This window comes from Flavobacterium sp. GW821-FHT11G01 (assembly GCF_058808175.1).
This window is the reverse complement of the sequence record NZ_JBXARK010000018.1, coordinates 1-14,765: the sequence shown is the minus strand read 5'-3', so window position 1 is coordinate 14,765 and position 14,765 is coordinate 1. Positions and strand designations below refer to the sequence as shown.

Here is a 14,765-nt window from a genome sequence, read left to right as displayed (position 1 = left end):
TAAAATTGGGATTTCTTTTCAATGTGAAACTTCTTGTTTACCTGAAACTGCGTTAGGGATCGCAGCGATATCCTTTTGCGGGAAATGAACCCCTTGATAAAATACCTTGGACGGAATTCCGCAAAAGATTTAGCGAAGAGCCCGACCCGAAGGGAAACGCTACAATAATTCTCATAACGAATAATGCTTTTCAGGAAAACTTAAATGAGCCTCATAACTGATTTGAAATTTATACCAGTCTATTATTAAATTGAAAATTTACTTATCCATGGTTTAGATAATAAGAAATCCTCACTATAATAAATAGTAAGGATTCGTTTCATATTTTTTTATCTGCGGAAAAGAGTAGATTGAAAGTGATGTTTACAATTTAAATTGACTCAATTTTATTTTTAATTAAAACCTTTTTTAAATACAGAATCTCCATTCTTTGTTTTTTTTGAGGGTAATATAATCTTACACATATCATTTTCAATTATTGGATTCCAATCTGTATCAAAGTTATTTGCTGTTGTAGTATTTGCTGCGAATATTTTTTCTTTTGTATATTCTGCTGCCTCGGTTTCATTTAATTGATGAGACCATGATATTCGATTATTAGGTTTGTAACCTGGACCATAACAATTATATTCAGCATAAAAAGTAGTTTTCCAATTGTTGTATGCTTTGTGCTCCGGATCTTTTGACCATACCGACCAACCTTCAGATATAATATGTGATTCTTCGAAACAATTAATAAAAACTACATTAGCACCTGCACCCCACGGTCTTCCTAAAGAAACTTTTGTTGCATCCTTTTTAGGATTTGCCATTATAACACAATCTTTAAATACAAAACCATATTTATTTTTTCCAATGTCCTGATTACTGGCCGTAATAAAAGAATCTCTTTTACTTTGGATAAAACAATTTTCAAATAAGGCAATAGCCGATCCAAAAATAAAATCTGTTGTGCCGTCAATGATGCAATCTTTTATGTAAGTTCTCTTGTTTGCTTTAAGGTAAAAAGTGTCCTGAAAACCGCTTATTTTACAATTGTGGAATGTAATTCTGTCACCATTAACCATTAAAGCTACTGCCTGACCTCCTTTTTTATATTGTGGCAAATTGCTATCAATAGTATTTTCAAACGTGATGTTATCGGCATAAAAATCATCTGCTTCAATAAGCGTACTGAATGATTTGCTTGTACCGCCTGCTATTTCTGCGTAATCATCATAAGTAAGAATTGTATTTTTATAAGACTCTCCAATTAAGGTTACATTTTTCTTGCTGGAAACCAATTTCAGTTTTTCTTTATAGACTCCTGTCTTTACAAAAATTATAGTTCGTTTTGAATTATTATCAGCAACTGCATCAAAAGCCTCCTGAACTTTGGTGAAATTTCCGCTTCCATCTTTGGCAACAAGAATATCATAAGTAGTTCTGTCTTTTTGAGCAAACAATGTGTTACTAAGCGCAAGTAGAAATGATAGAATTAGAAATGTCTTTTTCATCTGAAATTTTGATTAAAATGGAATTACCAAGGTTATTGTTTCAATTGAGAAAAATACCTTGGTAATTTATGAGAAATGAAAATTAATTATGCTGAAACCTGAGTTTTTACTTTATGCCCAAAAACACCAAAAGAAAGAATAATAATGAAACATACTAAAGGAATAATATATCCTGACTGAATATCATCATGATTCATATCAATTAAAGTTCCCATCCCATATGGTAAAATTGCTCCACCCACAATTGACATTACTAACCAAGAAGAACCGGTTTCGGTATTTGATTTTAATCCGACAAGACCTAATGAAAAAATGGTTGGAAACATAATCGACATAAAAAAACCAATTCCGCCAAGTGCGTAAATAACATAAATTCCGGTTCCGTAAATAGCAACCAAACAAAGGAAAATACTAATTATACAATAAATAGAAAGTAAAACGTAATCTTTAACGAATTTCAAGAAGAAAGTTCCAATAAAACGGCCAGCCATAAAAAGGAAACCATAAATACCAAGATAATATCCGGCTGTTTTTTCATCTAATCCTGCTCCTTGCTGTGCAATTCTAATGAAGAAACTTGTAATACAAACTTGTGCTCCGACATAGAAAAATTGCGCCACGACTGCCCAACTTAAGTGCGTAAATTTTAAAACCGAAAAGAATCCAGGTTTAACTTCGACTTCAGTATGTTGTGGTTTCATAGCAGGTAAATGCATGAAATAAAATAAAATAGCAACTAAAACCAATACACTTCCTAAAATGATGTAAGGTAATTTTACAGACGAAGCTTCTTCTAACAAGTAGGCTGATTTTGTAGCGTCAGGCATTGCTGCCATTTGTTGCGGTGTGAGCGTTTTTCCAGATAAGATAAACAGAGAACCCACAATAGGTGCTACCATAGCAGCTAAACCATTAAATGAAGCAGCTAAATTCAATCTTTTTGATGATGATTCGGCTGGTCCCAGAATAGCCGCATACGGATTTGCACTGGTTTCCAAAATAGTTAAACCGCATCCGATTACAAATAAGGCAAATAAAAATAATTCGTAAGTTCTGGTATTTGCAGCAGGAACAAACAAAAAAGCTCCAGTTGCAAAAACTAATAGACCAGTAATAATACTGTTTTTATAGCCAAATCGTTTAATTAGCATTCCGGCTGGAATTGCCATAATAAAGTAAGCAAAAAAGACTGAAGTATCAATTAATGTAGATTGACGATTGTTTAATTCACATGCTTTTTTTAAGTGTGGAATTAAAATCGAATCCAGATTGTGTGCCATTCCCCAAAGGAAAAATAAGCTGGTAATTAAAATAAAAGGCAGAAGATATTGTGTTCCTGTACCTTTTTCTGTAGCGACTTCATGTTGATCGCCTGCTTGGTTGGTTATTTGCATAGTTTTTTTTTAAAGGTTCAAAGACTCAAAGATTCAGAGGTAAAAAGTTTTTATTTGTAAGTTTCAAAGTGAAGAAACCTTTGTCCCTTTGCAACTTTGAACCTTTGTCCCTCATTTTTAAAGATTCTTTTTAACGAGTAATAAATGATCACATACGAGAACGACTTCGCCTCTTTGATTGATAATTTCAACGTGTTCTGTTACGGTACCCATATCTGGTTTTTTGGCTTCGCCTTTTTCAGAAATCGTAATTTCAGAATGAATGGTGTCACCAATATGAACCGGTTTTACAAATCGCATACGATCGTAGCCTTTAGAAAAAGCTTCCGGATTTATTTCTGATGCTGTCAGGCCAATTCCTATACTAAAAACCATTGTTCCGTGTGCAATGCGTTGTCCGAAAGGTTGTGTTTTGCACCATTCTTCATCCATATGATGTGGAAAAAAATCTCCTGTATGACCAGCGTGAACCACAAAATCGGTTTCAGTAATAGTTCTGCCAAAAGTAACGCGTTTGTCACCAATTTGATAATCTTCGAAAAATGTTGATTTGAAATACATATATTTTTTTATTTTGAAAATTGTCGTTAAGTGTGAAAAGTAAAATGTAAAAAGTCAGATGACAATTCGTTTTAAGTTGTGATTAAAACTTCTAACTTATAACATTTCACTTTTAACTTAAATTATAATTCATCTAATGAAATCCCTCCATTTTTGTTACTAATGTAGCAGGCTTCAACTACTTTCATTGTGTCTAAAACATCCTGAACGCTTGCCAATAATTTAGTGTCTGAACCTTCTTTGAAACGCATTAAGTTTGACATTGTTCCAATGAAAGCTTCAGGAAACCAGGAACCTTCCAATTCGATTTTTTTCCATTCATATTCACCATTTTCATTTACTAAAGCATATTCAAATTCGTCAGGTAATCCATCAGGGTAATTCATCAATAAGCCCATTTTAGCTTTAATAGCACCTTTTGTTCCTTCCCATTTAATATAACTTTCTTCATGTTTTGGCCCAAAATGATGATCATGATTTGTGTTAATCACAACATGTTTATCTTCTCCATAATCTAAAATAATTGTAGATCGGCTTGAGGATAATTTTTTTAAGGGATGTTTCGCCGTTTTAGCCATCACACTTTTTGGGTTTCCTAAAAACGAACGGATGCAGTCGATATAATGAACACTATGAAAAAGAATTTCCAATCGTGGATGTTCCTTAATTAATGGAAACAATTCCCATGGCGTATTTACCGTAACTTTAAATTCCAAATCATACAAATCTCCAATAATTCCTTCCTTGATTAAATGTCTAGCAGCACTAACAAAAGAGGCGAAACGTAATTGAAAATTAATTCCGGCAACTAACTTTTTTCTTTCACAAACGGCTACAATTTCGCGAGCTTGTGCCAAATCATTTCCCATCGGTTTCTGAATAAGTACAGCTGCACCATCCGGAAGTTGTTCTAATATTTCAATGTACTGATCAGGAAGAACCGTTATGTCATAAACAGTATTGGCCGGAGCATTTTTTACAGCATCGGCTACATTTTCAAAAACATTTGCAATTTTGAATTGCTTTGCCAAATCATGCGCTTTCGAAATCGTTCTGTTTGTAATACCAAAAACAGTAAAACCGGCCATTTCATAAGCAGGCAAATGGGCATCTTTGACAATACCACTTGCACCAATGATAATTATGGGCTGATTCGTTTCAGGTAATAAGGGTTTATATGGAATATTCATGACTTAAATAATTTTTAGAATTTTTGTTTGAGTTTCCTCTACTAATTTTATGGATGGAATATCACTTTCCAATGCTTTCAAAACCATTTGATCTATTAGTTCTGCTACTTTTGGCCAAATCGGAGTTTGAGGTAAAGTCAAAGCATTTTCATGAAGCATTTCCAGTTTATGGTAAAATGGAATGGTTTTATTGATCTCATGATCATTCCAGGTTGATTTTCTACAACCAATTCCGCCTTCATTTGTCAATAATTTATCGCTTTTTGGAGAGGTAGCAAATCGTAAAAAATCGTAAGCAAGCTCTTTTTGTTTACTTCCAATTCCAATTGTATACAGCCAATAAACATTCAAAGAAGCAGTTTTGTGATTTGGATCGGATGGAAGTTCAGTAATATCAACTTTGCCTTTTACTTTAGATTCTGCTATAACTTCGCACATCGAAGCAAAACCAAACCAGTTAATCGCCATTGCGGCTTCTCCTTCGGCGAAAGCCAAACCCGCTTCGACAGAACCAAAACTTTTCGATTTTGGGTGAACAGCATTTTTATTGTTTGTAATATTTCTATAAAAATCTAAAGCTTCAATTGCGGCAGAATGATTAATATCAATCTGATTTTTATCGTTTAATAAAGACCCGCCTCGTGTCCACAATTGCAGACAAAAATCAAAAACCATATTATGACCGTCCGGATAATTAGCAAAAACGCAACCATATAAATTTTCTTCCGGACGATTGAAAAATTCAGCTATCTGAACAAATTGTTCCCATGTTTTTGGTGGATGCAATTCATAACCAAATCGAGTTTTGAAGTTTTGTTTTTCGGCTAAGTCTTCAAATAAATCTTTTCTAAAAATCAAACATTCAGGGCCATCATGAAAAGGCAACCCATAAGTTCCTTTGTTAATTTGTTGTAAATTCAATAACGACTGATGCCATCCTTCAGGATAATCCTGTGGTGGATTTTGATTGATAAATGAAGTTAGATCAAGAACCGCTTTTTCATTGGCAGCATCAAAAATCCAATCGGTATTGATGTGGGCAATATCCCATTTTCCTTTTTTTAAACCTTCCTTAGTAATGGTTTCTTCATAAAGATCGTGCAATTCTAAAGGAATCATTTCAGCTTCAATAGTAATATTGTTTTTCAGGCAAAATGAATTCCATAGCTTTTGAAGCGTACTTTCAAAAGGATCAAATTTTCTAACTGCGATTCTAAATTTTTCCATTAGACAGCGATAAATTCTTTAATAATCTTTTCATTGTCTTGTCCTAGTTTTGGAGAACCTTTTCCAGAAGTTAAATATTCACCATCAATTTTAATTGGACATCTTGTTGTTTGATAGGAGTAACCATCCAACATTTGTACTTTTTGCGTGAAATCTAAAATTTTAAAACCTTCTTCAGCAAAAAGTTGCTGGTAGTTTAAAACTCCTGCACACCAAATGTCTGCCGGTTCTAAAATATTCAGCCAAAAATCTGTATTCTGAGTTTGTAAATGCTCAGCCAAAATATTTTTGATTTCATCTCTTAAATGAAATTTATTTTCAGGAAATTGTAATAAAGCATCACATTTTAAAAGTGAAGCCAAAACCGGAATAGAACCCATCGCCAAAGCTAAATAGCCATTTTTTGTTTTGTAAATTCCGTATGGCGCACCTAAGTATGCATGGGCATTGTTGGTTTTGGTTCGAACAGGCAATTCACCTCCATCATTAAAAAAGGTCGTAATGGTTTCAAACTGAAAATCAAAAGCCGATTCTAACATGCTCACCTGAATCATTGCCCCAATATTATGTGTCGCTTTTCTATACAAAGCGGCTAAAATTCCCTGAGCCAAATGTGCTCCAGCCAACATATCTACAATTGATAATCCCATCGGAACCGGGCCATCTTCCTGATTTCCGCTTAACCATGTCAAAGCTGTTAAGGATTGTAATAATAAATCCTGCCCTGGTAAATCTTTTAAATCCGGATGATTTCCAAAACCTGAAATCGATCCGTAAATTACATTTGGGTTTATCGCTTTGACATCCTCATAACTTAAACCCACACGTTCCATTACACCAGGTCTGAAATTATGCATGACAACATCGGCTTTGGCCAATAATTTTTTTAATTTTTCGAGTGCTTCGGATTGTTTAAAATCAATGGCAAATGATTCTTTGTTTCTGTTAATGGTATGAAAAACAGATGATTCTTCGTTCATAATCAAATCAGAAGTGTATAAGGTTCGGCAAATATCTCCTGTTCCCGGTTTTTCAATTTTTATAACGCGCGCACCTAAATCAGCCAAGCGTAAACTTGCTGAAGGTCCTGAAAGAAACTGGCTAAAATCTACTATTAAATAATCTTCTAAAGGTTTCATCTATTCGCTTAAAAATTGTTCGTGTATTTTTGAATTGTCTTCTCCAACTGAAGGAGCTGCTTTTGCGCTTACTAAAATTTTTCCGTCAAGCTGAATTGGACTTCGCGTTGTAACCAATTTTTCGCCTGCGGAATTTTGAACTGTTTGTTTCAATTGCAATTCGTTCACAAAAGATTGATTGTCTAATTCTTCATAATTGAGCACTTTTCCACACCAAATACCTTCTTTTTGAAGTACATCTAACCAATAATCTGATGTTTGAGTGGCTAATTTTTTTGCTAATAATTCTCTAATTTCATCTCTGAAAGTAAACCAATCTTGTTTGTCAGCATATTTATTGAGATTGACTCCTAAAGTATTTCCGATAAAAAGTAAATCTCCCATTGCCAATGAAATATAACCGTCCTGAGTTTGATAAACACCATAAGGCGCACTCAGAAATGCATGTGCACTTCCTTTAATATCACCTCTTTCCGGTAATTGACCGCCGTCATTTAAGAAAGATGTAATCGCTTCAAATTGTACATCCAAAACAGATTCCAGTAAACTTACTTCTACCAAAACACCTTTTCCGGTTTTGGCTCTTTTTAATAATGCGGCTAAAATTCCCTGAACGAAATGATTTCCGCACATTAAATCGGCGACAGCCAAACCAAACGGAACAGGTCCCTGATTTTTTTGACCGCTTAACCAGCTTAATCCCGAAAGCGATTGTAACAATAAATCTTGTCCGGGTTTTTTTGCCCACGGACCAATATTTCCATAACCTGTAATAGTTCCGTATATTATTTTTGGATTGATAGTTAAGGCTTCATTGAAATCTAAGCCTATTTTTTCCATAACACCAGGTCTGAAATTATGCGTCATAATATCAGCTTTGGTGATTAATTTTTTGATCAGAATTAAATCTTCCGGATTCTTAAGATCGGCAGCAAATGATTCCTTATTTCTGTTTATCGTATGAAACAACAAACTGCTATCATCAACAAAAAGATCTTTTATACTTAATTGTCTGCAAGCTTCGCCTTTTATTGGGCGCTCGATTTTTATGACTCTCGCGCCTAAATCGGCTAATTTTAATCCGGCAGAAGGCCCTGCCAAAAATTGACAGAATTCTAAAACAACTAATCCTTCTAATGGTTTCATGATGTTACTAAATTTAAAGATTTCGCATAAAGCGAATTCATTTCTTCTAAAACCAAAGTTTCATCTCCGCCATTAATTAAATAATCACGAACAACATCACCCGCATGATCCTGAAAATACATGTGTCCGGAATATCTTGGGCGCAAAAACGCTCGCTCTAAAGTTGGCAAAGTGTTTTTGAAATAATCGTGTGTTACAGAATTAATTCTGTCACTTTTCCAGGCCTGAAGATGCCCGGGTTGTCCGCCATTATCGGCAAAAATATTTTGCTGAACCTGAGAGGATCCTGTAAATTCTGCATATTTAATAGCTTCCGGAATATGTTTACTAAAAGAAGAAACTGCTAATCCTGTTCCTCCCAAAGAGCTAATCATTGGCTGATCATTCAAACGAACTAAATCATAAAAATGAAGTAAGTTTCTGCTATAGCCTGTTCTTGAATAATTTGAATAGCCATAAGCAAAGGGGCAATAGGCAATTTCGTCTGAGTTTACCATTGATTCATAAACCTGAATTGGATTTCTGTTGAAATTGGCTGGATCAATTAATTGTGCCAATTCCCTGAACATTTGCAAAGCTTTCTTTCCTGTTTCAGGAGAAATAACTTTTTCATTAGATTGAAAAGGCGCTTCACCTAAACTACAGCAATACATATAAAAACTCATTAAAACATCAACCGGGATTCCGGCAAAGGCAACCAGTCCTTTTTTGGCTAAAGCCAATAAATCATCATAAGTCTGCGGAACTTTTAATCCCTGTTTTTTTAAAATATCCAATCGGGCTGCTGCCACTGGTGTTGCTGCGTCTATTGGCAACGCCCATAATTTATTGTCAAAAACGTAACTTCCGTAAGAGCGTCCAACGGTATTTACTTCCTGATCTTTTATATATTCTGAAGATAAATAATCTGATAATGGCAAGATGCTTTTGGAGTGTGCGCCAAAGCCTGTCCATGGATGATCGATTACAAGCAAATCAAAACGTTTTGCTAAATCTTCGATAGACGCATCAGCAAATTCTTGTAAACTTCTTTTCTCCCAGGTAATTTCAACTCCGGGATTTAGTTCTGTAAATCGCTGAGCTGTAGCAACCATTGGCAATAAACCTCTTGTATGATTCCAGGTTATCCCTTTTAATATCGTCATTTTTGGTAAAATTTATAGTGATGATTTTATTCGAAAATTAATAAATGTAAAAAATACAATTACAAAAATAGAAATAAGATTGAATTGAACAATAGAAGAGGTGTTTATTAACAGTAGTTTTTTGAAGTATGTTGAAGTAAGTTGGAATTTTTTTACAAATTTTACAAAAAGTGTTATAATATATTAAAGTTTAGTCATTTTAGGAGATTCAGATAAAAATATATCTCAAATATTAATATTAAAATATACTTTTGTAATTGTATTTTTTACATTTATTAATTTCGAATAGATTTTAAAAAATATATAAGGATAAATAAAAGACTTAATAACGATAAAAATGTTTTCATTAAAAAATAAAAAAGCGGTAATAACCGGAGGCGGAAGCGGGATAGGAAGAGCAATTGCTACTTTGTTCGCTAAGCAGGGAGCAGAAGTTCACATTATTGAATTAACAGAAGAAAGTGCTAAAACAGCTGTCGAGGAAATAAAAGCAAATGGCGGTAAAGTTTTTTCGCATGCCTGTAATGTGGCCAATCAGGAAGAAGTAATTTCTACATTCGAAAAAATCGGTAATATTAATATCCTGATCAACAACGCCGGAATTGCGCATGTTGGAAAAGTAGACACTACTCCAGCAGCTGATTTTGATCGCGTTATGAATGTGAATGTAAAAGGAGTTTACAACTGTCTGTTTGCCGCAATCCCACAATTTCGACTTTCAAATGGTGGTGTGATTATTAACATGGCGTCAATTGCGGCCTGGGTTGGAATTCCGGACCGATTCGCTTATTCCACTGCAAAAGGTGCCGTTATGGCCATGACTTTATCTGTAGCAAAAGATTATATAAAAGAAAATATTCGTTGCAATTCGATTTCGCCTGCAAGGGTTCACACGCCTTTTGTAGATGGATTTATTTCGAAAAACTACGCAGGAAAAGAAGAAGAAATGTTCGAAAAATTATCACAGTCGCAACCAATAGGAAGAATGGGAAAACCGGACGAAATCGCAGCCTTGGCATTATACCTATGCAGCGACGAAGCCGGATTTATTACAGGTAGCGATTACCCAATCGACGGAGGATTTATCAAGTTAAATAATTGAGAAAAGGGGCTAAGGTTCTGAGGTACTAAGATTCTAAGGTTTTTTCAGACTTAGATCCTCATTTCCGATAGCAATTGAAATATAACTGAACAATTTTAAAATAAATAAAAAAGGTTCTAAGGTTCTGAGGCACTAAGATGCTAAGCTAAAAAAAAACTTAGTACCTCAGAACCTTAGAACCTCAGTACCTTAAAAAAGAAAAAAAAATGAAATTAATACGTTTTGGAGAAATAGGAAAAGAAAAACCGGGAGTTATAATTGGTGAAAAAAGATATGATGTTTCATCAATTGTAACTGATTTTAATGAAAGTTTTTTTGAAGAAAATGGTTTGGAGAAATTGCAAAAAGCATTAGATAGCAATCCAACGTTGCCAGAAGTTGATGCAAATGTCCGATTAGGTTCTCCGGTGGCCAGACCTTCAAAAATAATCTGTATCGGTTTAAATTATGTAGATCATTGCAAAGAAACCGGCGCACCGATTCCAACAGAGCCAATTATCTTTTTTAAATCGACAACTTCTTTATGCGGACCAAATGATAATTTGATCATCCCAAAAAACAGTGAAAAAACAGACTGGGAAGTGGAACTGGCCTTTGTTGTTGGTAAAAAAGCAAGTTATGTTGAAGAAGCGGAAGCACTGGATTATGTAGCAGGTTATGCTTTGCTAAACGATTACAGTGAAAGGGCTTTTCAGTTAGAGCGCGGAGGACAATGGACAAAAGGAAAAGGGAGCGACACATTTGCGCCACTTGGACCGTTTTTGGCTACTAAAGAGGAAGTAAAAGATGTTGATAATTTATCGATGTGGCTGACTGTAAATGGTAAAAAATACCAGGACAGCAACACCTTAAATCTGGTTTTCAAGATTCCGTTTTTGTTACATTATTTGAGCCAGTTTATGACTTTGCTTCCGGGCGATATCATTAGTACAGGAACGCCTCCCGGAGTTGGTTTGGGAATTAAGCCAGATCCTATTTACCTTAAAGCGGGCGATGTTGTAGAATTGGGAATTGAAGGTTTAGGAAGCAGCAAACAAACTGCAGTTGCATACTCAAAATAATTAAAAGAAAATGCTAAGATGAAATTTATAGTATGTGAAAAACCGCAGGAGTTTATTCTAAAAGAAAAAGAAATTCCGGAACCAAAAGAAGGTGAAGTTTTATTGAAGATTAAAAGAATTGGGATTTGCGGTACCGATATTCACGCTTTTGGCGGAACGCAGCCTTACTTCGAATATCCAAGAATTTTAGGTCATGAACTTGCGGCAGAATATGTAAAAGGAAATGCAAAAGGTTTTGAACCGGGCGATAAAGTAACTTTTATTCCATATTTTAACTGTGGAAAATGTGTTGCCTGCAGAAACGGACTAACCAATTGCTGCGTAAATATTAAAGTTTTCGGAGTTCATATTGACGGCGGAATGGCTGAATATGTAACTATTCCAGAGCAATATTTACTTCATGGACAAGGTTTGGATTATGATCAATTGGCATTGGTTGAACCGTTGGCAATTGCCGCGCACGGAGTACGAAGAGCGGCAGTAAAATCTACTGATACCGTTTTAGTAATGGGCGCCGGACCAATTGGTATCGGATTGATTCAGTTTGCTAAAATTGCAGGAGCCAAAGTAATCGTGATGGATATCAACGAATACCGATTGGGTTTTTGCAAAAATGAACTGAATGCTGATGAAACTATAAATCCGTTACACGATGATGTGGCTCAAAAACTGGCAGAAATTACAAATGGCGATATGGCGAATGTTGTCATTGATGCAACCGGAAACCAGAAAGTGATGAACAGCGCTTTTAATTATATTTCTCACGGAGGCCGATTTGTTTTGGTTGGACTTCAAAAAGGAGAATTGAGTTTCAGTCATCCTGATTTCCACAAAAGAGAATCTACTTTAATGAGCAGCAGAAATGCAACTATTGAAGATTTTGAATATGTAATGGAATGTCTTAAAAATGGAAAAATTGATCCGAAAAAATACATTACACATAGAACAAGTTTCTCAAATATGATTACTGATTTTGGACAATTGATTGATCCAAAAAATAACGTAATTAAAGCGTTGATTGAGATAGAATAAACTATTATCTACAGGAAACCCGACAGGTTTTTAAAACCTGTCGGGTTTAACTGAGACCTTAATAACCACAAAAGATGGATTTAAATTTAAAAAATAAGATAATTGTTGTTTCTGGTTCTGCCGGAAAGCAAGGAAGTATTGGAGAAACGATAATTAACCGAATTGCAGATGAAGGTGGAATTCCGGTTTTGGTAGACAGAAATGCAAGAGGCTTCGCTTATGCGGAAAATCTTCAAAAGAAAGGCATAGACGCTTTGTTTGTGCAAACAGATGTTACTGATCCTGTTGAAATAGAAAACGCTGTCAAAAAAATAGTGGAAAAATACGGTAAAATCGACGCTGTAATTAACAACGTTGGTGTAAATGATGGCGCTGGTTTAGATTCGACGTACGAAGAATTCATGAATTCTTTGAAACTAAATGTGGTAAGTTATTTTTTATTGGTGAAATATGCACTTCCATATTTAAAAGAATCAAAAGGAAATATTCTGAATATTGGTTCTAAAGTTGCGTTGACCGGACAAGGCGGAACTTCAGGTTATGCTGCTGCAAAAGGTGGAGTTTTAGGATTAACCAGAGAATGGGCAGTTGATTTAATTCAATATGAAATTCGTTCGAATGCGATTATTATTGCCGAAAGTTATACGCCTGCATACGAAGACTGGATTAAAACAGTCCCGGACGGTGAAGCTGTTTTGAAAAAAATCAATAAAAGTATTCCGCTAAAAGGACGAATGACCCAAACCGAAGAAATTGCAGATACTGCACTTTTTATTATTTCGGATCGTTCGTCGCACACAACAGGACAATTTGTTTTTGTTGATGGAGGTTACGTACATTTGGACCGCGCTTTAATCAATGATGTAAATTAACACAAGATGAGTAACCGAATTGATGCACATCAACATTTTTGGAAATTCGATCCCGTAAGAGACAGTTGGATTGATGAAACCATGCAGAAAATTCAAAGGGATTTTTTACCCGAAGATCTTTTGCCTTTGCTTCAGGAAAACCAATTTTCAGGTTGTGTTGCCGTTCAGGCAAGTCAGTCTGAAGAAGAAACTAATTTTTTAGTGGATTTAGCAGCAAAAAATGATTTCATAAAAGGAGTTGTGGGTTGGGTTGATCTTCGAAATGAAAATATTGAAGAGCGATTAAATCATTTTTCTTCGAATAAAATAATAAAAGGTTTTCGACATGTAGTTCAGGGCGAAACGGATGATTTTATGTTGAGAAAAGATTTCCAAAACGGAATCGCTGCTCTGAAACAATTTAATTATACTTACGATATTCTTATTTTTCATCGCCAATTATCGGCAGCTCTAAATTTGGTCAATCAATTTCCGGATCAGCCTTTTGTAATTGATCATATTGCAAAACCAGATATAAAATCGGGAGATATTTTATCATGGAAAAAAGGAATTGAAGAGATTGCCAAAGCCGAAAATATTTGGTGTAAAATTTCAGGAATGGTTACCGAAGCCAATTGGAAAACATGGAATTCTGATGGTCTAAAACCTTATTTAGATGTCATTTTTGAAAATTTTTCTGCCGATAAATTAATGTTCGGATCAGATTGGCCGGTTTGTAATGTGGCTTCAGATTATACAGAAGTAGTAAAAACTTTGGAAGATTATATTTCACAACTTTCTATTCCAAATCAAAATAAAATCTGGCATGAAAATGCTACATCATTTTATAAACTTTAGTTTTAAATTCTGTAAAACTTAAATTTTAAAAGTGCTTCCAAAGGTTTCAATCGTGTTTTTTTTGATGAAATTTGGAAGCATTTTTTGTTTCTCTATTCTATTTTTGAAGTTCTCTTTTTCATCATAAAATCTAATTTTTTAATTGAATTAAAAACAATACAAATTCTTAAAGTTAAATTTTTAGAATTTCTATAGGTTAAGTATATTTTAAAAGCGATTCAAAAAGACTTTTCTTGGTTGTGTTTTTACTTCTTTTTTACAAATTGAATTTTTAGACTTTCTATCTAATTTTCATGTAATTAGATGTCATTTTTTCTCTTTTTGTCTTGAATTATTATTGACGTTTTGATGTTTGATTTAAGTGTTAAGAATTAGTTATCAATCGAATACGTTTCTTTTCATACAAGGATAGTACAGGATAGTTATGTTTTTTACATTCTCTTATTTTACACCATAAGATTTAAGATTATTGTTAAAAAGATATAAAATGTCGAATATAAATACAACACATATGAATTTTAAGCATGTAAGCTATTTGTGGGATGAGTCAAAGGCAGCAGCTT

13 protein-coding genes are annotated in these 14,765 nt (G+C 34.4%); 5 read left to right on the top strand and 8 right to left on the bottom strand.

Features of this window, described 5'->3' with window-relative positions; all coding sequences use genetic code 11:
- Nucleotides 1–392 precede the first annotated feature (392 nt).
- The 8 genes from AC1RRN_RS21335 to AC1RRN_RS21300 all read right to left on the bottom strand — a co-directional run bounded on the left by AC1RRN_RS21335 (nucleotide 393) and on the right by AC1RRN_RS21300 (nucleotide 9,298).
- The gene (locus AC1RRN_RS21335; protein WP_492969241.1) at nucleotides 393–1,496 is read right to left on the bottom strand and encodes a pectinesterase family protein; all 1,104 of its coding nucleotides are present in this window, start codon (nucleotides 1,494–1,496) and stop codon (nucleotides 393–395) included.
- Between the two features lie 86 nt (nucleotides 1,497–1,582).
- Nucleotides 1,583–2,890, bottom strand: a complete 1,308-nt coding sequence (gene fucP / locus AC1RRN_RS21330; RefSeq protein ID WP_492969240.1) for an L-fucose:H+ symporter permease — start codon at nucleotides 2,888–2,890, stop codon at nucleotides 1,583–1,585.
- Nucleotides 2,891–3,007: 117 nt separating this feature from the next.
- Nucleotides 3,008–3,451, bottom strand: coding sequence for a MaoC/PaaZ C-terminal domain-containing protein (locus tag AC1RRN_RS21325; RefSeq protein ID WP_026983107.1), 444 nt, complete (start codon nucleotides 3,449–3,451; stop codon nucleotides 3,008–3,010).
- Nucleotides 3,452–3,573: 122 nt separating this feature from the next.
- Nucleotides 3,574–4,641 (bottom strand): Gfo/Idh/MocA family protein, encoded by a 1,068-nt coding sequence (locus AC1RRN_RS21320; RefSeq protein WP_492969239.1) that lies wholly within the window; start codon nucleotides 4,639–4,641, stop codon nucleotides 3,574–3,576.
- Nucleotides 4,642–4,644: 3 nt separating this feature from the next.
- The gene (locus AC1RRN_RS21315; protein WP_492969238.1) at nucleotides 4,645–5,868 is read right to left on the bottom strand and encodes an ABC transporter substrate-binding protein; all 1,224 of its coding nucleotides are present in this window, start codon (nucleotides 5,866–5,868) and stop codon (nucleotides 4,645–4,647) included.
- Complete coding sequence (locus tag AC1RRN_RS21310) at nucleotides 5,868–7,007, bottom strand: CaiB/BaiF CoA transferase family protein (protein ID WP_492969237.1); 1,140 nt, start codon at nucleotides 7,005–7,007, stop codon at nucleotides 5,868–5,870. Before AC1RRN_RS21310 ends, AC1RRN_RS21315 begins: the two co-directional genes overlap by 1 nt.
- Nucleotides 7,008–8,153 (bottom strand): CaiB/BaiF CoA transferase family protein, encoded by a 1,146-nt coding sequence (locus AC1RRN_RS21305; RefSeq protein WP_492969236.1) that lies wholly within the window; start codon nucleotides 8,151–8,153, stop codon nucleotides 7,008–7,010.
- Nucleotides 8,150–9,298: an ABC transporter substrate-binding protein gene (locus AC1RRN_RS21300; protein ID WP_492969235.1), complete on the bottom strand. Its 1,149-nt coding sequence runs from the start codon at nucleotides 9,296–9,298 to the stop codon at nucleotides 8,150–8,152. Before AC1RRN_RS21300 ends, AC1RRN_RS21305 begins: the two co-directional genes overlap by 4 nt.
- Before the next feature lie 337 nt (nucleotides 9,299–9,635).
- Here AC1RRN_RS21300 and AC1RRN_RS21295 point away from each other — a divergent pair, with 337 nt between their 5' ends.
- The 5 genes from AC1RRN_RS21295 (at nucleotide 9,636) to AC1RRN_RS21275 (ending at nucleotide 14,202) form a co-directional block, all read left to right on the top strand.
- Nucleotides 9,636–10,400, top strand: coding sequence for an SDR family NAD(P)-dependent oxidoreductase (locus AC1RRN_RS21295; RefSeq protein ID WP_492969234.1), 765 nt, complete (start codon nucleotides 9,636–9,638; stop codon nucleotides 10,398–10,400).
- A gap of 206 nt (nucleotides 10,401–10,606) precedes the next feature.
- Nucleotides 10,607–11,461 carry a fumarylacetoacetate hydrolase family protein gene (locus AC1RRN_RS21290; RefSeq protein ID WP_492969233.1) on the top strand — a complete coding sequence of 285 codons (855 nt, stop codon included), beginning with the start codon at nucleotides 10,607–10,609 and terminating at the stop codon, nucleotides 11,459–11,461.
- An 18-nt stretch (nucleotides 11,462–11,479) separates the two neighbouring features.
- A complete protein-coding gene (locus AC1RRN_RS21285) occupies nucleotides 11,480–12,493 on the top strand; it encodes a zinc-binding alcohol dehydrogenase family protein (protein WP_492969232.1) in 1,014 nt (337 codons plus the stop codon).
- A 74-nt stretch (nucleotides 12,494–12,567) separates the two neighbouring features.
- Nucleotides 12,568–13,365 (top strand): SDR family oxidoreductase, encoded by a 798-nt coding sequence (locus AC1RRN_RS21280; protein ID WP_492969231.1) that lies wholly within the window; start codon nucleotides 12,568–12,570, stop codon nucleotides 13,363–13,365.
- A 6-nt stretch (nucleotides 13,366–13,371) separates the two neighbouring features.
- Complete coding sequence (locus tag AC1RRN_RS21275; protein ID WP_492969230.1) at nucleotides 13,372–14,202, top strand: amidohydrolase family protein; 831 nt, start codon at nucleotides 13,372–13,374, stop codon at nucleotides 14,200–14,202.
- Nucleotides 14,203–14,765 lie beyond the last annotated feature (563 nt).